Annotated in this window: 15 protein-coding genes; 8 read left to right on the top strand and 7 right to left on the bottom strand. The window is 61.3% G+C overall.

Going from position 1 to position 17,292, the window contains the following annotated elements; all coding sequences use genetic code 11:
• Window positions 1–46 precede the first annotated feature (46 nt).
• Complete coding sequence (amrS, locus tag JNL55_RS17110; RefSeq protein WP_415923097.1) at window positions 47–1,129, top strand: AmmeMemoRadiSam system radical SAM enzyme; 1,083 nt, start codon at window positions 47–49, stop codon at window positions 1,127–1,129.
• A gap of 9 nt (window positions 1,130–1,138) precedes the next feature.
• Here amrS and JNL55_RS17105 read toward each other — a convergent pair whose 3' ends face one another.
• Window positions 1,139–1,732 carry an outer membrane beta-barrel protein gene (locus JNL55_RS17105; RefSeq protein ID WP_293856099.1) on the bottom strand — a complete coding sequence of 198 codons (594 nt, stop codon included), beginning with the start codon at window positions 1,730–1,732 and terminating at the stop codon, window positions 1,139–1,141.
• A 122-nt stretch (window positions 1,733–1,854) separates the two neighbouring features.
• Window positions 1,855–3,282 carry a D-alanyl-D-alanine carboxypeptidase/D-alanyl-D-alanine-endopeptidase gene (dacB, locus tag JNL55_RS17100; protein ID WP_293856096.1) on the bottom strand — a complete coding sequence of 476 codons (1,428 nt, stop codon included), beginning with the start codon at window positions 3,280–3,282 and terminating at the stop codon, window positions 1,855–1,857.
• A gap of 155 nt (window positions 3,283–3,437) precedes the next feature.
• Here dacB and JNL55_RS17095 point away from each other — a divergent pair, with 155 nt between their 5' ends.
• Together JNL55_RS17095 and JNL55_RS17090 are read left to right on the top strand one after the other, a co-directional pair.
• A complete protein-coding gene (locus JNL55_RS17095; protein WP_293856093.1) occupies window positions 3,438–4,055 on the top strand; it encodes a DUF502 domain-containing protein in 618 nt (205 codons plus the stop codon).
• Window positions 4,056–4,248: 193 nt separating this feature from the next.
• Window positions 4,249–6,603 carry a glycosyltransferase gene (locus JNL55_RS17090; RefSeq protein ID WP_293856090.1) on the top strand — a complete coding sequence of 785 codons (2,355 nt, stop codon included), beginning with the start codon at window positions 4,249–4,251 and terminating at the stop codon, window positions 6,601–6,603.
• Between the two features lie 112 nt (window positions 6,604–6,715).
• Here the strand turns inward: JNL55_RS17090 and eda are convergent, their stop codons facing one another.
• Entirely contained in the window at window positions 6,716–7,342 is a 627-nt protein-coding gene (eda, locus tag JNL55_RS17085; protein ID WP_293856087.1) for a bifunctional 4-hydroxy-2-oxoglutarate aldolase/2-dehydro-3-deoxy-phosphogluconate aldolase, read from the bottom strand.
• A gap of 41 nt (window positions 7,343–7,383) precedes the next feature.
• Window positions 7,384–9,222 (bottom strand): phosphogluconate dehydratase, encoded by a 1,839-nt coding sequence (edd, locus tag JNL55_RS17080; RefSeq protein ID WP_293856084.1) that lies wholly within the window; start codon window positions 9,220–9,222, stop codon window positions 7,384–7,386.
• Between the two features lie 266 nt (window positions 9,223–9,488).
• Between edd and zwf the strand changes: the two genes are divergently transcribed.
• The 4 genes from zwf (at window position 9,489) to JNL55_RS17060 (ending at window position 13,345) form a co-directional block, all read left to right on the top strand.
• Window positions 9,489–10,949, top strand: a complete 1,461-nt coding sequence (gene zwf / locus JNL55_RS17075) for a glucose-6-phosphate dehydrogenase (RefSeq protein ID WP_293856081.1) — start codon at window positions 9,489–9,491, stop codon at window positions 10,947–10,949.
• A 10-nt stretch (window positions 10,950–10,959) separates the two neighbouring features.
• Complete coding sequence (pgl, locus tag JNL55_RS17070; RefSeq protein WP_293856078.1) at window positions 10,960–11,661, top strand: 6-phosphogluconolactonase; 702 nt, start codon at window positions 10,960–10,962, stop codon at window positions 11,659–11,661.
• A 10-nt stretch (window positions 11,662–11,671) separates the two neighbouring features.
• Window positions 11,672–12,661 (top strand): glucokinase, encoded by a 990-nt coding sequence (locus JNL55_RS17065; RefSeq protein ID WP_293856075.1) that lies wholly within the window; start codon window positions 11,672–11,674, stop codon window positions 12,659–12,661.
• Between the two features lie 111 nt (window positions 12,662–12,772).
• Entirely contained in the window at window positions 12,773–13,345 is a 573-nt protein-coding gene (locus tag JNL55_RS17060) for an ANTAR domain-containing response regulator (RefSeq protein ID WP_293856072.1), read from the top strand.
• Window positions 13,346–13,411: 66 nt separating this feature from the next.
• On the opposite strand, the gene JNL55_RS17055 is transcribed toward JNL55_RS17060, so the two are convergent.
• From JNL55_RS17055 to JNL55_RS17045, 3 genes are all read right to left on the bottom strand, one after another.
• On the bottom strand, window positions 13,412–15,304 hold the full coding sequence (locus tag JNL55_RS17055; RefSeq protein ID WP_293856069.1) for a potassium transporter Kup: 1,893 nt from the start codon (window positions 15,302–15,304) through the stop codon (window positions 13,412–13,414).
• A gap of 117 nt (window positions 15,305–15,421) precedes the next feature.
• Window positions 15,422–15,976 (bottom strand): zf-HC2 domain-containing protein, encoded by a 555-nt coding sequence (locus JNL55_RS17050; protein ID WP_293856066.1) that lies wholly within the window; start codon window positions 15,974–15,976, stop codon window positions 15,422–15,424.
• A 5-nt stretch (window positions 15,977–15,981) separates the two neighbouring features.
• Window positions 15,982–16,566: an RNA polymerase sigma factor gene (locus tag JNL55_RS17045; RefSeq protein WP_293856063.1), complete on the bottom strand. Its 585-nt coding sequence runs from the start codon at window positions 16,564–16,566 to the stop codon at window positions 15,982–15,984.
• Between the two features lie 203 nt (window positions 16,567–16,769).
• Here JNL55_RS17045 and JNL55_RS17040 point away from each other — a divergent pair, with 203 nt between their 5' ends.
• Window positions 16,770–17,210, top strand: a complete 441-nt coding sequence (locus tag JNL55_RS17040; protein ID WP_293856060.1) for a DUF6249 domain-containing protein — start codon at window positions 16,770–16,772, stop codon at window positions 17,208–17,210.
• The last annotated feature ends 82 nt before the right edge of the window (window positions 17,211–17,292 follow it).

Genomic DNA, 17,292 nt, shown 5'->3' with positions numbered 1-17,292 from the left:
GCATGATGCCGAACGAGCGCTAATGTATACCCCTGTGTCCGCGGTGATGAAAGACGAAACCAGTAAGCATTGGCCGACCAGGTACTGGCACGTGCTGGAGGATGGGCGTGTTCAGTGCGACGTTTGTCCGCGCGAATGTCGCATGCATGAAGGGCAGCGGGGACTGTGTTTTGTTCGGGGTGTCGAAGCAGGCCAGGTCAAGCTCCACACCTACGGCCGCTCCAGCGGCTTCTGCGTCGACCCCATCGAGAAAAAACCGCTGAATCACTTTTTGCCGGGAACGTCGGTGTTGTCGTTCGGCACTGCCGGTTGCAACCTCGCCTGCAAGTTCTGCCAGAACTGGGACATGAGCAAATCGCGACAGATGGATACGCTCGCCGATCAAGCTTCTCCGGAGACCTTGGCGACAGCGGCACAGCGGCTCGGTTGCGCCAGCGTTGCGTACACCTACAACGATCCTGTGGTGTTCATGGAATATGCGATGGATGTCGCCGATGCATGCCGCGCAGTCGGCGTGAAGAGTGTGGCGGTGACCGCTGGCTACATGAGCGCTGCGCCACGCGTCGAGTTTTATAAACACATGGACGCCGCCAATGTCGATCTCAAAGGATTCACTGAACGGTTCTATAAAAAGATCTGCGGTGCCGAGTTGGGCCCGGTGTTGGAGACGCTCCAATACCTGAAGCGCGAAACCTCGGTATGGTTCGAAATCACCACGCTGTTGATTCCGGACGAGAACGATTCGGACGCCGAGCTGGACCAGATGACTCGCTGGATCATGGACCAGCTCGGAGCGGACGTGCCGCTGCATTTCACGGCGTTTCATCCCGACTGGAAAATGATGGATAAGGCTCGCACGCCGGCCTCGACTTTGACCCGCGCTCGAAACATCGGGCGCGCCAATGGCTTGCACTACGTCTACACCGGCAACGTGCACGATTCAGCAGGCGCGAGCACGTATTGCACCGGATGCAAGAAGCGCGTCATCGAGCGCGATTGGTTCGAACTGGGCGAATGGCAGCTGGATGCAACCGGCAAATGTTCGCGTTGTGGGACGCAACTGCCTGGCGTGTTCCGCGGAGCTGCAGGCGCTTGGGGTGCCAAGCGCCTGCCGATTCGATTGGGCTAGCTCGTCAACTTAGAAGCGCCACTGGCCAGTGAACCAGAAAGCATTCGAATCATCGACGCCTTTCAGATCGATCTTTTCGTATTCCAACTTGGCGTGCAGTCGATCGAAGAACGTCATGCCGACGCCCACGCCATAGAACACGTCTTCACCGCTATCGCTGGAGGACGAGTCCGGATCGAGCGGATCGTCGATGTCGATGCTCACATCCAGGTCATAGAAGTAATAACCCAGCTTGGCCGACAGCTCCACCGGGCCGAGCGGTAACGTGCCGATGATCGAGGGCGCGAAGCCTGACAGCGAAGCGCTGTAATTGCCGCTCGAACCGCTGGTGCTGAAATCATCGTTGGGGCCGCCATAGTCCACATACGCTGCCTGTAGCGAAATGTATGGATTCAGGCGCCAGCCGATGAAGGCCTGCCACGCGGTGTCGCTGTCGTCCAAGCGGCCGATGGCTTCGTCGATGCCATCGACGCCGTCGATTTCGATATCGAACTGGCCGACACCGCCGCCGATATATAAACCTGAGTCGTTCTCGGGCGACTGCGCGTAAGCAGCTCCTGAGCTTAGTGCTAGCAGCGTTGCCGCCACGATTGCGCGATTCATGCACACTCTCCTGTGAGTATTAAAAGTACGAGCTGCTTGCCGGCCGGCCTGCAGCGTTACGCTTTCGCAACTCGCGTGTGCAAAACGCTTTGTGGATGCGGCAGTTCCCTGCGGCGTCCGCGCTACTGTCCAAACACCCAACGAATCAATTCGGCATGTACGGCCTCGCCGCTGCCGCCTTGGGCGCCCGGATGATTCACCATGATGACCACAACGTAAGTTTTGCCGCTGGCGGCATTTACAAAACCCGCCAGCGCGCTGACGTTGTCCAGATGCCCGGTCTTCAAACGGATGCGGCCTTGCATGCCGGGCGATTTGAAACGATTGCGTAAAGTTCCATCGGTTGCCGACAACGGCAGCGATGCGGCGAACTCGGGCATGAACGGGCTGTGCCACGCCATGTCGAGCATCTCACCGAGGCCGCGCGCGGTCACGCGTTCGGCGCGTGATAAACCCGAGCCGTTGTCCAACACGAAGCCGGGCATGTTGATGCCGCGAGTCGACAGCCATGAGCGAACAGCATTGCGGCCACTCTCGACCGTCGCCGGTGGGCCGAACTTTTCTACGCCCAAGGTCAGCATCAAATGGCGCGCCATGACGTTGTTGGAATATTTGTTCACCAGCCGAATGACTTCAGTCATGGGCAGCGAATCATGTTCGTAAAACAGTTTGGCGTCGGCCGGCAATGTTTCCATGCGCATCGCGCCGTCCATCAAGCCGCCTGACTGAGTCCACAGCGTGCGAAACGTGCCGTATGCATAGTCGGGTGCATTCATGATGGCGCGGCCGATGGAGTACGTGCCGCAAGATGCAGGCAATGCTCCGCCCACCACGATGGTGTTGGGATTGCCGATGGGATCTGGAGTGTCGAACGTGACGCCTGAGGTGTAGCACTTGCCTTCGGTCAACCGGACCTGATTCTGGATCTGCAGGTTGGCTGGCAGCGGATTGACCAGGATCAACGGTCGCGCGCGTTGGTCGGTGGCAATCAATGTGAAGCGCGAGGTCTGGAAGTTCACCATCAACGCGTCAGGCAACACGTTGTAACTACGGAACGGCTGCGAGTCGAAGTCGGCGCGATGGCCTTCCGCCGGCGCGAAGTAGTTGTGGTCGATGACCAGGTCGCCGGTGATTTTGGCCAGGCCTTGCTCTCGCAGGCTCTGTACGAAACGCCACCAGTGCTCGGCCGTCATGTACGGATCGCCGCCGCCGACCACGAACAAATCGCCGTTCAACACGCCGTTGGCCATGCGGCCTTTGAGATAGGCGCGGGTCTTCCAGGTGTAACTGGGGCCGAGCGAATCCAGCGCCACATAGGTGGTGAGCACCTTGATCACTGAAGCCGGGCTACGCGGCTGCTCGTCATTGACCTCGAGGATCACCTCGTTGGTATTGGCATTGCGCACATAGATGCTGACGCCCTTGACCGGGATGCCGACGCGATTCATGACGCGCACCACTGCCGGCGGCAGCTGCGAATCGCGGGCCAGCGCGAGCGGGTGGAATGCAATGGCGATGAGCGCGACCAGCGCGAGAGCAGGTTTGAACATTCGAGGACGAAGCAACGAGCTGCGGCGTAGAGTCGGCGAATTTTAGCAGCGTTGGCCGGCGTGTAGCGCTGCAACTTCGCCTCGCGATGTTCTTCTGTACGTGTACGCCGCATACTCCGCGCATCAGCGGCTGGGGACTGACGGGCTCTACGACGATGCGGCGACTGTGGAATACCTTTCTGAAAGGCCTGGCGGCGGTGCTGCCCCTGGCGCTCACCGTGTATGTCGTGTTCTGGCTGGCCAAAACCGCCGAATCGGTGCTGGGCGGGCCGCTGCGTGCCTGGCTGCCGGAAGATCGTTACTGGCCGGGGCTCGGGCTGGTGGTGGCTTTCGTCCTGATCCTGATCGTCGGCGTGCTGGTGGATGCGTACATCGTGCGCCGCGTGTTTCGTTACGGCGAAGCGGTTTTTGCGCGCATTCCCATCGTCAAAACCATTTTCGGCGCCTTCAAAGATTTCAGCCGGTTCCTGCCGGCGGGCGGCAAGGCTCGCGATTTGAAGCGCGTGGTGCTGTGGCGTTTCGGCAGTGCGCAGCTGATCGGCTTCGTGACCGAGGAGCAGGTCAATCCGAAACTATTCGGTGCCAATCATGACGAGCTGGTGGCGGTGTATTTCCCCATGAGCTACCAGATCGGCGGCTACACCCTGTACTTGCACAAAGATGAGTTGCGCGAAACCGAACTTTCGGTGGAGGAAGCGATGCGGCTGGTACTGATCGGCGGGGTCACCAGTCAGCCAGTCAGTCACCACGACAGTTCGGCAGTCAAACCCTGAATGTCCCGCCTGATTGTGATCTGACTCTCGACCTGCCAATTCCTGCCGGTGGGGTGTCAATTCTTGTCACCTAAAACGCGGCGACGAACTGTGCCGGGTTTAACAATTTCACACTGTGGTTGGCGCGCCCGATGGTGAACTACTGTTACGATTTCACCATCATCCCCGAAACGGTTACCAGCGACGGTTTGTCGTGTCCGAAGCCAACCTTCGACAAATTCGTGTTTTGCATGTTGTGAGCGCCGGCGGCATCGCCGCCAGCCTGCAACCCTCGCTATTCATGCCGCTGCTGACGCGTCTGCCTCGCCAGCGCGTGAAGGCGCAGGTCGCGTGCCTGTCGCCTGGCGCCGTGCCGTCTGCGGTGCTGCGCCAGAACGGCGTGCCGACCTTCGATCTGGCGCTGTCTCGTAAACGGTTTTCTCCCAAAGCGTTCCAAGAGCTGCTCACGTCCACCCGTCACTTCCGGCCCGATGTGATTCAGGCCTGGGGTCATACGGCCCAGGTGATCGCGGCGCTGCTGCGTAAACGTTGCGAATGGAAGCCGCGATTGGTGTGGAGCGTTGCGGATACAACGCCGATTGCCAAGAACGCCGGCTTGATCGATCGGCAAAAGCTCAAGTACGCCGCGAAGTTTGCTTCGCGTGCCGATCGCATCGTTTACACCTCCGAGTCGGCGGCTTCTCAACATCGTCGCGTCGGTTTCCCCGATGGCGGTCATGAAACCGTGCCGCCTGGCGTCGATGCCACGCGCTTCAAACCTGATTTCGCCGCTCGCCGGAAGTTACGTGAAGAATTGAATCTGCCGGGCGAGACCTTCGTGATCGGCATGGCCGCGCCGTTCCAACCCGATTTCGATCATGCGACCTTGATTCGGGCGGTGGGCGAGTTGGTCAAGACCAATCCCAATATCGCTGTGGTGCTCGCGGGCCACGGGGTGCAGAAGGGCAATGCGCCGTTGATGGCCTTGGTGGGCGGGGGCTCGATGGCCACGCGCGTGCATCTGCTCGGCGAGTGGTCGGACATTTCCGGTTTGTATAACGCTTGCGATGTGGTTTGCTCCAGTGCGACCAACGATCAGTCGCGAATGAACATCGTGATGGCGATGCTGTGCGGTGTGCCGGTCGTCGCTACCGGCATGGGTGCGCAGGGTGAAGTGATTGCTCAGCACGGCGTCGCGATCGAGCCCGGCAATCCGGGTGCGTTCATCAAGGCCATCACCAAAGTGATGCAGCTGACGCCGGAGAAACGAACTCACATGGCGCAGGGCGCGCGCAAACATGCGCTGGCCAACTTCGTGTATGTGAAGTCGCTGCAGAAGTACTTGCAGCTTTATTACGATTTGATTGGGCGGCAGTCGCTGGTCGCCAAGGACCTGCCGACGCCGGAGATCGATGAAGCGCTGACCGTGCCGCCGGCTCTGCCGAGCGAAGCGGAAATGAATGCGGGCAAGCGCAAGCCGGTGACGGTGATCGATCTGGACGATCCGGATTCGTTGGAATCCAAAGTGTCCACGCGGGAGTCGGAAGAGCTGCCGAAGTGGCGCATCGAGCAAGAGCAGGAGCGCACTAAACGCGAGGCCGATTTGGCGGCGCAGGTCGCTGCCAGCAAGACGGTTGGCGATGTGTTGCAGGTGTTCGAGAGCCAGGTCAAGGCGAGCTCCAATGAGTCGCCGATGACCGAGCGTGCGCGCGGTGTTGCTGACGATTCGGAAGAGTTGTTGTCGCAGGACCTGCTCGAGATCGACGCTCCGCCGCCGCCTCGTGTTTCTGCTGGACCTGTTGTTACTAAGAAGGTTGCTTCTTCTGCGGCGGCGCCGAGCGCGCCTCAGCTGGATGCCGCGAAACAAGCTGCACTGAAGGCCGCGCGCATGGCTGCGTTGCAGCCGATTGCGCCGGCACCCAAAGCTTCGTCACCAGCGACGCGACCGGCGGTCTCGTCGCCCGCTTCGAGCCAAGCCCCGTCGTTGAGTGGTGCTTCGTCGCCTGTTACGCGGCCGGCAGCTACGCCTGCGGCGGCAGCGGCGAAGCCAGCTGCAAGCGAAGTGACACTCTTGCCGGCAAGCGAAGCGAAGCCGGACATCAACAGCACACAGCCGTTAGGAATATTGGCGCAAGAGCTTGCCAACTCCGCTCTGCCGCCAGGCGCTACTGCGCCGGCCGCGACCAAGACAGAATCCAAATCGGAGCTCGCTCAGGCTCAGGCCCGTGCGCAGGCGCTCGAACTACCAGATGACATTCTCCCGCCAGGCAGCGCGACGACTAGCGCCCGTGCGTTGGAAGCGCCGGCTACGGCAAAGCCGGTAGTCGAAACATCCTCGTCGATGACAGAGTTCGGTGAGCTGGCGTTGCTGGCCACCGGCGAATGGATGGCCATGCAGCGGGCGGCGGAGAACAAACCCGACCCAAAAGCACTGAGCGCCAAGACTGACGGCACGGGCTCGCACGAGCTCAACGGCCAGGAAGCGCTATCGCTGATCTCCACGCCCGTGCAGGGCGCCGCCACCGCTCCAGCTAACGTCGAGCCGAAGCGCGCCGCCAACGGCAAGTAAGCACACGCTCACCCGAGCACGGAGCCAATCTCCTTCGACGAATCGAGCAATCGCTGAAGCAAGCAGCCAAGCGCGGCTGCCGAAGCGCGCAATCAACCCTTAGCGAGAGCTTCTATTTCTTCGCCAGCGACGCGGCATCGCGGGCGAGCTGTTCGATCCCGGCCCAATCTCCATCTCGCACGCGGTCCGTGGGTGCAACCCACGACCCACCAACGCAGGCCACATTAGGCAGAGCCAAGAAGTCCGGCGCGGTAGCGCGAGAAATCCCGCCCGTCGGGCAAAAAACAACTTCAGGGAACGGCGCGCCCAGCGCCTTGAGCATCGCAATGCCACCGGCCTGCTGAGCAGGAAATAGCTTGAAGGTGTCATACCCCCAGCCCAACCCAGCCAACAACTCCGTAGGCGTCATGATCCCGGGCAGCATAGGAAACGAAGCAGCGCGCGCAGCGGCAGCCATCTCGGCAGTGAGCCCAGGGCTAACACCAAACTGAGCACCCGCATTCCCAGCCGTCACAAAATCACCAGGCCGCGCCAGCGTGCCCACACCAACGACAGCCTCAGGTACAGCCTTGCGCATCGCCTCGATAGCAGGCAGAGCCGCCGGCGTTCGCAAAGTAACTTCCAAAACGCGCAACCCGCCATTGCTGAGCGCGCGAGCCAAAGGCACAGCGTGATCGAGGTGCTCGATGGTGAGCACAGGAATGACCGGAGCCAGCGCCAGGATGGAACGAATATTCATACGCAGTGATGATATCTGGAGTCTTACGAAAGCAGTGAATATCAGAGGTCGGCGTAAACGGAAGCCGCGCCAGCTTCGGCATCGCCGGCCGACGCGCGGAACGTAGCAAACAACTCCCGTCCCACGCCAAACCCATTGCGACTCAAATTCGGCCGCGGCACAGTGCGAGCACGCAGCACAGCCTCGTCGACGCGAACTTCGAGTACGCCAGTGTAGCTGTCCAAGTGAATCACATCGCCGTCCTGAACTTTCTCCAGCGGGCCGCCGGCCAAACATTCCGGCGTCACATGGATAGCCGCAGGCACCGCGCCCGACGCGCCGGACATGCGGCCATCGGTCACGAGCGCTACTTTGAATCCCTTGCTCTGAAGCGACGACAGTGTCGGCGTCAGCTGATGCAACTCCGGCATGCCATTGGCGCGCGGCCCTTGATAACGAACCACGACCACACAGTCGCGAGCCAACTCGCCGGCCTTGAACGCCTTGATCACATCTTCCTGATCGTCGAACACGCGCGCCGGCGCTTCGACGACGCGATGTTGCGGCTGGACCGCTGACGTCTTGATCACGCCGCGACCCAAGTTACCGCGCAATACCTTGAGGCCACCATCGGCCCCGAAAGGATCGGTAATCGGCCGCAACACTTCATGATCGCCGCTGTGCTCCGGCGCCGGGCGCCAACGCAATCCTTCCGGTGACAACCAAGGCTCCTGCGTATACGCGTCCATGCCTTGGCCCATCACAGTGATCGTGTCCTGATGTAACAAGCCCGAACCGATCAGCTCGCGAATCAAAAAGCCGATGCCGCCAGCCGCGTGGAAGTGATTCACGTCAGCCGCGCCGTTCGGGTAGATGCGCGCCAGCAGCGGCACGATCTCGGACAGTTCGCTGAAATCATCCCAGTTGATATTGATGCCAGCAGCGCGTGCCATGGCGACGAGATGCAATGTGTGATTGGTCGAGCCACCGGTCGCGAGCAAGCCGACGATGGCGTTCACGATGGCTCGCTCATCGACGGTGCCACTCAGTGGCAGATATTCATCGCCGAGCGCCGTGATCTTCGCGGCACGTCGAGCAGCAGCGCTGGTGAGCGCATCTCGCAGCGGCGTGTTCGGTGCGACGAAGGCCGAGCCCGGCAAATGCAGGCCCATCATTTCCATCATCACTTGATTGCTGTTGGCTGTGCCATAGAACGTGCACGTGCCTTGCGAGTGATAGCTCTGCGCTTCGGATTCGAGCAACGCATCTCGACCGACTTTGCCTTCGGCGAACAGCTGCCGAATGCGCGCCTTCTCTTTGTTCGGAATGCCGGACGTCATCGGCCCACCGGGCACGAAGATAGTCGGCAGATGACCGAACGTGAGTGCACCCATCAACAAGCCCGGCACGATCTTGTCGCACACACCGAGACACAGCGTGGCGTCGAACATGTTGTGGGACAGGGCGATGGCCGTGCTCATCGCGATGACGTCGCGACTGAAGAGCGACAGCTCCATACCAGGTTGCCCTTGCGTGACACCGTCGCACATCGCAGGCACGCCACCGGCGAACTGCGCGACTGCACCGACTTCGCGCGCGGCGAGTTTGAGTAGCTCCGGATAACGCTCCAGCGGCCGATGCGCCGACAGCATGTCGTTATAAGAGGAAACGATAGCCAAATTAGGCCAACGCGCACCACGCAAAGTGTCTTTGTCCTGCGTGTCCATGGCGGCGAAGCCATGCGCAAGATTGGTACACGCCAATCCGGCGCGCGTGGGCTGATCGCTCCGCTGCGCTTCACGCATGTGCTCCAGATAAGAGCTGCGGGTTGGGTGGCTGCGCTCGCGAATCCTCTCGGTTACGGCGCGCACGCGTTCATGCAGAGGTGCGCTGGTCTTCATATGTGTTGGTTGGCGATTGGCGTCGGCTCGATCATGGTTGCGATTCTAGCGGTTCGTGCGCCGCATCGCCTCGGGACAAGCGCTCACGCTATCATCTGGCGCGAAAATTGGAATCGCGGTCCGCTCACTGAAACAAATGTCCACAAATGTCTCGTCGCGCGCCCCAGTGCGGCTCATGCGAATGAGCAACAGTGGTTTGCTCGGAGCATCGTAGGACGCTATTTTGGTGGACGCGATCAAGGATTTCCTGCAAGGCGTCAGTATTCATGCAAGCTCTTCCCACCTTCGATTTAGTGTTGTTCGGCGGCACCGGCGATCTGGCCATGCGCAAGCTGTTGCCGGCGCTGTATCGGCGCAAGGCCTCCGGATATTTGTCTCCCAAGTCACGCGTGTTGGGCGTGGCGCGCAGCGAGTTGTCTCGCGAGGACTATCTGGCCCAAGTCCAGGCCAGTTGCCAGACCCATCTGGGCAAGGATTACGACGAAAAACGTTGGGCAGAATTTTCACAACACGTGGACTATCTGAAGGTCGACGCCTCGTCCCCGGACGATTTCGCCACCCTGGCCAAGTCGCTCAAGGGGTGTGACGACCATGTGCGCGCCTTCTTCCTGTCCACCTCGCCGGATTTGTTTGCGTCCATCTGCGAAGGCCTCGCGCAACACGGCCTGGTGACGTCGAATTCGCGCGTCGTGCTGGAAAAGCCGCTCGGCCACGACCGTGCTTCCTCGGCGCAAATCAACGAGCGCGTCGGTCGCATCTTCACCGAGCAGCAGATCTTCCGTATCGACCACTATCTCGGTAAGGAAACAGTGCAGAACCTGCTGGCCCTGCGTTTCGGTAATACGCTGTTCGAGCCGCTGTGGCGGCGGGGTCGCGTCAAGCACGTGCAGATCACGGTCGCCGAAGAACTCGGCGTCGAACGCCGAGCACAGTTCTACGACGACACCGGCGCGTTGCGCGACATGGTCCAGAACCATCTCTTGCAACTGCTTTGCATAATTGCAATGGAGCCGCCGGCGACGTCCGATCCGGACGCGATGCGCGACGAGAAGCTGAAGGTGCTGCGCGCTCTGCGCCCGCTCAAGGGTCGCGATGTTTTGCATAAATCGGTGCGCGGTCAGTACAAGGCCGGCGCGGCCGGCGGCAAACCGGTGGTCGGCTATCTCGACGAAAAGGATGTGCCGAACAACAGCAACACCGAGACCTTCGTGGCGCTCCGGGTCGACATCGATTCCTGGCGCTGGGTGGGGGTGCCGTTCTATCTGCGCACCGGCAAGCGGCTGCAGGAAAAGCTGTCGGAAATCGTGGTGACCTTCGAAGACGTGCCGCTGTCCATTTATGAACGGCCGGACACGCCGCAGGCCCTGAACCGCCTGGTGATCCAGCTGCAGCCCGACGAAAGCATCTCGCTCACCGTGCTGGCCAAGTTCCCGGGCGAGGTGATGCGCCTGAAGCCGGTGGAGCTGAGCCTGGATTTCTCCGAAACCTTCAAGGCGCCGCGGCTGGATGCTTACGAGCGCTTGCTTACCGACGTGGTGAAGGGCAATTTGACGCTGTTCATGCGCCGTGACGAGCTGGACGCGGCCTGGCAGTGGGTCGACCCGATCCGCGAGGCCTGGGATCAGGCCGACGAGCCGCCCAAAGCGTACACGGCCGGGAGCTGGGGCCCGGCGGCAGCCAGCGCGCTGCTGGGCCGGGACGGCTTTGCCTGGCGCAACGAGCTGTAATGGGAGATCCATGAGTTGGCTTCACGAACATCGCTTCCCCGAGTCGCTGGCGCTGGCGCACGCGCTGTCGGGTGAGATCAAAGTCGATCTCGAGGAAGCCATCCAGGAACGCGGCGTGGCCAGCCTGGTGGTCTCGGGCGGGCGCACGCCGGCCAAGCTGTTCGAGCAATTGCGAGCCGAAAAGCTGGACTGGTCCAAGGTGTGGGTGACCCTGGCCGATGAGCGCTGGGTCGAGACCAATTCCGCGGCCAGTAATGAAAAGCTGGTGCGCGAAACGCTGCTCACCGGGGCTGCCGCTGCGGCTCATTTCGTCGGGTTGAAAAACCCCGCGCCGGCGCCCGAGGCCGGTGCCGATTGGGCCACTCGTGCGTTAACCCGAGTGCCGCATCCGTTCGACGTGGTGCTGCTGGGCATGGGCGACGACGGGCATACCGCGTCGCTGTTTCCCGGCTCGCTGGCGTTGAACAAGGCGCTGGATCGCGGCGCGCCGTCGGGCTGCGTTGCCATCAATGCATTGACGGCGCCGCATGCGCGGTTGAGTTTGAATTTGACGGCGTTGCTGGACTCGCGCCGTATCATTTTGCATATCGAGGGGGAGTCGAAGTGGCAGGTTTATCAACGGGCGAAAGCGGCCGGGCCGGTGGCCGAGTTGCCGGTGCGCTCGGTGCTGCAGCAGAAAGAAGTGCCCATCGACGTCTACTGGGCACCGTGAGCACGGGATCATGAGCCGAGCAGACATGGCCCCGCGGATGATCGCGGACATCGGTGGCACCAACGCTCGCTTCGCTTTGCTCGATGGGCTGCAGCGTCGCGATGAAATCGTGTTGGCGTGCGCGGACTATCCCGATCTGGTGTCGGCCACTGAGGAATATTTGAAACGTGTCGGCGCCACTACGCGCGGTCGGCCGTTGGAAGCGGCGCTCGCGATTGCCGGTCCAGTGACTGGCGATATCGTGCGCATGACCAATCATGTGTGGCAGTTTTCAGCGGCACACACGCGGCAGCAACTCAGCTTGCGTCGTCTCATCGTACTGAATGATTTCACTGCGCTCGCCATGGCCGTGCGTCATCTGCAAGGCGCCGATATCGAACAGATCGGCGGCGGCAAAGCGCAACCCAATGCACCCATCGCAGTGATCGGTCCGGGTACCGGCCTGGGCGTTTCCGGCTTGATTCCTTCAGGGCAACATTGGATCCCGCTGCAAGGTGAGGGGGGTCACGTCACGTTGTCGGTGATGAACGAACGTGAAGTCGCCGTGCTTCAGCAGTTACAACAACGCTTCTCGCACGTCTCGGCGGAGCGCGTGTTGTCCGGGCCGGGATTGGTGACGTTGTACGACGCGTTGTGCGGCGTCGAAGGTGTGATTCCCGAGGTGCTCACGCCGCCGGAAATCACCAAGCGTGCACAAGAAGGCACGTGCCGCCTGTGTTTCGAAACGGTCGGGATGTTTTGCGCGTTGCTCGGCACGATGGCGGGCAACCTGGTGCTCACGCTCGGCGCGCTCGGTGGTGCTTACATCGGCGGCGGTATTGCGCCAGGCCTGGGCCCGATGTTCACCAGCTCGCGCTTTCGCGATCGCTTCGAAGACAAGGGCCGCTTCACCGATTACGTGTCGCGCATCCCCACGTTCGTTATCCGAGCCGAGCTGCCTGCCTTGTTGGGCTTGGCCAGCGCGTTCACCGATCCGGGGCCGCGTCTGGAAGCTGACTGACCCTCGCCCCCAGGTCGTCACCAGAATTGTAACAACGGGCTGGCACACTGATTGCAACGCGGTAGCTATCGGAACAGGTGTTCCTTCTACCAACGGAAGTGAGCGTGCATCGTGCGTGTGCTCGTCATCGCTGAATCGGCGGATCGTGCGCAGATCCTGAGTACTGGCGTGGAACTCGGCGGCCATGAGCTGACCGAGATCCTGCCCTTGGATAGTGCGTTGTCGCCCGCGCTGGAACGCGGCCGGCCCGACGTCTTGTTGCTGGAGGCGCGTTCGCCTTCAGTGGATTTATTGGATCGCTTGCTGGATGCGATGGGGCCGACGGCGGTGCCGTTCGCGGTGTTCGCCGGCGATGCGTCGTCGCAGGCCATTGAAAATGGCGTGCGCGCAGGCGCTGCGGCCTACGTCGTCGATGGCCTTGAAGCGGCGCGCGTGCCGGCGATTCTGCAAGTGGCGCTCGCGCGCTTCGATTACATCTCTGGGCTGCGAAGCGAGTTGGGCGTGGCTCAGCAGAAGCTGGCCGAGCGCAAATTCGTGGAGCGCGCCAAGGGTTTGTTGATGAAGGCGCGCAATCTGAGCGAAGACGAGGCGTATCACACGCTTCGGCGCATGGCGATGGAACGTAACCGCCGCATGGGTGACGTCGCCAAGTCGGTCATCGAAATGGCCGAGCTGCTCAACTAGCTCACGGGCAACGACGGTGCATGCCGAACGCGGCGTGCACCACAACGGCCCGTTGTGACGCGTCTGTCACAGTCGTACTTGGCTGCTGACTTCCAAGAGCCGATGGCTGGGCACGCCGAAATGAATGGCGGCGAGCTGGCTGTTGCGGCCCATGAGCGCGAACAGTCGCTTGCGCCATAGCGGCATGCCCGAACCGGTGGTGAAGGTCGGATTCTCGCGACCCACCACGTACACGGTTTGATCCGGCTCGTAGGCCACGCCTTTTTCTTCAGCGCCGCGCAGCGCCGTCACGACGTTGGGCGTTTCCATGAAGCCGTAGCGAGCGGTGACCCGGCACATGCCTTCGCCATAAGTCTGTACGTCGATGCGCTCTTCGGGCGGTACGAACGGCATTTCCGGCCGCACGAACGTGAGCAACACATTGCGCTTGTGCAGGACGCGGTTGAACTTCAAGTTGTTCAACAACGCGCGCGGCATACCGCCGGCTTCGGCGGCGAGATATACGGCAGTCCCTTCGACGCGGTGGGGCGGATCCTTTTCGATCATCGCCATGAAGTCGCGCACCGGCATTTGTTCGCGAGCAATCAGCCACGCGAGCGTGCGACGACCTTCCTGCCATGTGCTCATCAACACATAGATGCCGATGGCGACGAACACTGGCAGCCAGCCGCCGTCATCGAACTTGAGCAGGTTGGAAAAGAAGAACGCCAGCTCGACGATCAAGATCAAGGACAGCAGCGCAATGATCTTGCGGTTGTGAGGTTCGTTGCGCACTCGTAGCAGCATCATCACCAGGATGGTGTCGATCAACATGGTGCTGGAAATGGCGATGCCGTAAGCACCGGCCAGTGCGCTCGAAGAGCGGAACGTCAGGATCAACGTCAAGGTGCCGGCGAACAACAGCCAGTTCACCGTCGGCACATACACCTGGCCGATCTCTTCTTCAGAGGAGTGCGTGACGCGCAGGCGGGGCAGGTAGCCGAGGTTCAGCGCCTGCCGCGTGATCGAGAACACGCCTGAAATCACGGCTTGCGAAGCAATGACCGTGGCGCAGGTCGCGAGCACGATCAGGATCGGCAGCAACCAACTCGGCGCCAGCAAATAAAACGGATTCTGAATGGCCGCGGGATTGGCGATCAGCAGCGCGCCCTGGCCGAAATAATTCAACACCAGCGCTGGCCACACCACCATGAACCAACCTTTGCGGATGGGCGAGCGACCGAAGTGCCCCATGTCGGCATACAGCGCTTCGCCGCCGGTCACCGCCAGGAACACCGAAGCCAACGTGACGAAACCCATCGCGCCGTTGTTGATGAAGAAGTGCACGGCGTACAGCGGATTGAGCGCGAATATCACGCTCGGCATTTGCACGATATGCAGCACGCCCAAGCCGGCCAGGGTCAGGAACCAGGTGAGAGTGATGGGGCCGAACAAACGACCCATCGCGCCGGTGCCATGACGTTGCATCATGAACAGCCCGGTCAGAATCATCACCGCGCCCGGCAACACGAAGCGTTCGAGCTTGGGGGTCGCGATCGTCAGACCTTCCATGGCGCTGAGCACCGAGATGGCGGGTGTGACGAAGCCGTCGCCGAAAAACAGCGCCGCTCCAAACAAACCCACGGCACTCACCGGTGCCCAAAGTTTCCAATTGGTGGTGGCCGTCGATACCAAGGTGCTGAGTGCCAGCACACCGCCTTCGCCGCGGTTATCGGCGCGCAGCACGATGCCGACATATTTGATCGAGATCACCAGCACCAGCGACCAAACGATCAACGACAGCAAGCCCAGGATGTTGGCTTCGTTGACAGCAATGCCGTGCTCGGGATTGAAACATTCGCGCAAGGCGTACAGCGGACTGGTGCCGATATCGCCGAACACTACGCCCAGGGCGACCAGGACGAGTTTGCGATCCGCGCCGTTACGATCGCCGTCGGCGGAGTGGGACGAGGTGCCCATGATGTTGTTGTTTACACGCTAGCTTGGCCGAATGGGCCAAAGGCGCGGGATTCTAGAGGATTCCGGCCTAACGAACAGTCGTGGCTGTCAGTTTCCTTGAAGTGCGTGTAGCAAAGCTCAGTCGGCCAGTCGCGCCAGCCAAGGGGCGACCAGCATGCCGAAGGCACCGCCGACCACGGCAGTGATGCCCAGTCGCAGGTAGTCGACGGACCGGCCACCGAGTTCGGCCGCGCCCTGGGCCACCAGATTGTTGGTAATGCCGGAGCTATCCAGCCAGCTCATCATGGCCACCGCCAGCACGATGCCGCCGATGATGCCGGGAATGACAAATGCCAGGGTTCGTCGCCAGTTACGCGCTAGCGCCTGCATCTGTTGCTGCCATTCCTGTTCCAGCCGGCGCCGTGCCTCGATGCGTTTGCTCTCGTCGATGGCGTCGATCTGCGCGAACAGGTTCTGATCGAAAGCGTCGTTCAGCTGCAGGGCCGGGGCCGCGTCGATCAGCGCTTCGTCCAGCTGCTCGAACTGGGTCAGGCTGCCCTGGCAGTCCGCGCAGCCGGCCAGGTGAGCTTCGAACTTGGCGCTATCGGCCGGGTTCAGCTCGCCATCCAGCCAGTCCTGCAGACTGTCCTGCCAGTGAGAATGATCGCCGGGTTGTTGCATAACCTGTTTCATGAGCGTCAGGCGGCGGCCGCCGAACTGGCTTCCGCTTCCTTATTGAGCTCGATTAGGCGCTTGCGGGCCCGATGAAGCAAGGCTTTGACCGTGCCCAGCGGCAGTCCCAGGCTGGCGGCGGTCTGTTCGTAGGACTTGTCTTCCATATAGAACAGCACCACGGCCTGGCGGTAGCGCTCCGGCAACTGGTCCAGCAATTGGCCGACGCTCACCGTCGCCGAATCGTCTGCTTCCGGAGCGGCCAGGGCGGCGACGGCCGGGTTGTAGCCGTCCTCGTCGTCGCTCTGGTCCAGCGACACGGTGGGCTTACGCTTACGGATCTCGGACAGCGCGCCGTTCTTGGCGATGGCATAGATCCAAGTGGACAAGGCCGACTGTCCGGCGAAGCCCGGCAAGGCGCGCCAAATCCTCAGGAACACGTCCTGGGTGGTATCCTCGGCCAATGCGCGGTCACGTAACATACTGAATATCAGGCGGAAAGCCTTGTCCCGATAGCGTGGTAACAACAACGCGAACGCCTCGCGATATTGCTTGGCCTGCAGCCGCTCTTGAATGTCGGCGTCTGCCTGAGAAGCTGACGAGGACGTCATTGGCTGTTGGGACGTGTTAGGTGACTGGAAGGTTGCAGTGGGCTCACTTTAACAATGTGAGCGATTTATTAGTCCTAACACGGCCGCCATCGACCGGTTACAACCGGCTGTTGGCCGACATCGGGTCCGGTGCAACCTTTCAGGGGGGCTGCGGCGTCGTAACCCCACTGGTTAGATAAGTTCAGTCTTTCGAGGCAGGCAACATGCTCACCGATCTCATCCCCATCCTAGGCATCATCTTCGCGGTCGGGCTGCCGTTGTCCATTCCCATCGTCTGGATCTCGTTGAACTACCGGAAGCGCCGCCGCCTGATGGAACTGCATCATGCCGAGCGCATGGCCGCCATCGAGCGCGGTATGGAAGTGCCGCCGCTGCCGCTGGAACTGATCGACGGTCGCAGTAACCGCCGCCGTACCTCGCTGTTGCCGGGCCTGGTGTGGTTCTTCATCGGCCTGGCCATGGTGGCTGGCTCGCTCAGCAGCGGCGACGACCTGCCGGTGGTCTTCGGCCTGGTGCCGCTGGGTATCGGTATCGCATATCTCATCTACTACGCCGTCGAAGGCCGTCACGTCGAAGCGCGCCAGCTCGAACAGGAACAGCGCGAGCGCAATGGCCGCTATGCGCAGGGCTCTGCAACCCTGTAGACGCCGCGCGCATCTCACAAAACTAGTTTTCTAGATTGCTCGAAGGTTGTGTGCCGGCTCCCCGCCGGCGCCGAGGGAGAGT

The organism is Steroidobacter sp. (assembly GCF_016790065.1).
GTDB lineage: Bacteria > Pseudomonadota > Gammaproteobacteria > Steroidobacterales > Steroidobacteraceae > Steroidobacter.
Note: the sequence above shows the minus strand (reverse complement) of the source record. Positions and strands in the feature narration are given on the sequence as shown.

Excerpts from the sequence above, each read along its gene's own strand:
- amrS (WP_415923097.1), top strand. The coding sequence starts at position 47 with ATGAAAGACGAAACCAGTAAGCATTGGCCGACCAGGTACTGGCACGTG.
- JNL55_RS17105 (WP_293856099.1), bottom strand. The coding sequence starts at position 1,732 with ATGAATCGCGCAATCGTGGCGGCAACGCTGCTAGCACTAAGCTCAGGA.
- dacB (WP_293856096.1), bottom strand. The coding sequence starts at position 3,282 with ATGTTCAAACCTGCTCTCGCGCTGGTCGCGCTCATCGCCATTGCATTC.
- JNL55_RS17095 (WP_293856093.1), top strand. The coding sequence starts at position 3,438 with ATGCGGCGACTGTGGAATACCTTTCTGAAAGGCCTGGCGGCGGTGCTG.
- eda (WP_293856087.1), bottom strand. The coding sequence starts at position 7,342 with ATGAATATTCGTTCCATCCTGGCGCTGGCTCCGGTCATTCCTGTGCTC.
- edd (WP_293856084.1), bottom strand. The coding sequence starts at position 9,222 with ATGAAGACCAGCGCACCTCTGCATGAACGCGTGCGCGCCGTAACCGAG.
- zwf (WP_293856081.1), top strand. The coding sequence starts at position 9,489 with ATGCAAGCTCTTCCCACCTTCGATTTAGTGTTGTTCGGCGGCACCGGC.
- pgl (WP_293856078.1), top strand. The coding sequence starts at position 10,960 with ATGAGTTGGCTTCACGAACATCGCTTCCCCGAGTCGCTGGCGCTGGCG.
- JNL55_RS17065 (WP_293856075.1), top strand. The coding sequence starts at position 11,672 with ATGAGCCGAGCAGACATGGCCCCGCGGATGATCGCGGACATCGGTGGC.
- JNL55_RS17055 (WP_293856069.1), bottom strand. The coding sequence starts at position 15,304 with ATGGGCACCTCGTCCCACTCCGCCGACGGCGATCGTAACGGCGCGGAT.
- JNL55_RS17050 (WP_293856066.1), bottom strand. The coding sequence starts at position 15,976 with ATGAAACAGGTTATGCAACAACCCGGCGATCATTCTCACTGGCAGGAC.
- JNL55_RS17045 (WP_293856063.1), bottom strand. The coding sequence starts at position 16,566 with ATGACGTCCTCGTCAGCTTCTCAGGCAGACGCCGACATTCAAGAGCGG.
- JNL55_RS17040 (WP_293856060.1), top strand. The coding sequence starts at position 16,770 with ATGCTCACCGATCTCATCCCCATCCTAGGCATCATCTTCGCGGTCGGG.